Annotated in this window: 1 protein-coding gene; it reads right to left on the bottom strand. The window is 22.4% G+C overall.

The window, feature by feature from the left end; all coding sequences use genetic code 11:
* Positions 1 to 438: hypothetical protein (locus QX51_RS20655; RefSeq protein ID WP_039679613.1), on the bottom strand; the 438-nt coding region annotated here is incomplete at both ends.

Raw genomic sequence — 438 nt, 5'->3', positions numbered from 1 at the left:
TCAAATTTATATATATTGAATCAAAGTTTTTGTCTACATAATCATAAAAATCTTTATTACTAAACTTACTATTTAAATCATTTATAAAAGTTTCATTAGTAAAGTCTCTCCAAAAAGTGGTAGTAAAATTATTATGGGTATAATCTTTTAGTGGTTCACCTTTTTCGTTATAAAGCAAAGGATGAGTAAGATTATGGTTTTTTGAAATAGTTTTTCTTAAAAGATAGCCATTAAATCCTTCTGGAATCAAATTTATAATATACTCGTCTAAATCACTACCTAAATAAACTTCTTTTGAGCATATTAAAGATTTAATTTCATCTAAGTTCATGTTTTTCAATTTTGGTAAATCTTCTTTTACTAGGATTTGATTAATTTTCTCGTTATATATTTTATTTAAGTAATTTCTTAATTCTAATTGATAATTCATTTTATGCC

This window comes from Terrisporobacter othiniensis (assembly GCF_000808015.1).
Lineage (GTDB): Bacteria > Bacillota > Clostridia > Peptostreptococcales > Peptostreptococcaceae > Terrisporobacter > Terrisporobacter muris.
This window is presented reverse-complemented; position numbering and strand designations above follow the sequence as displayed.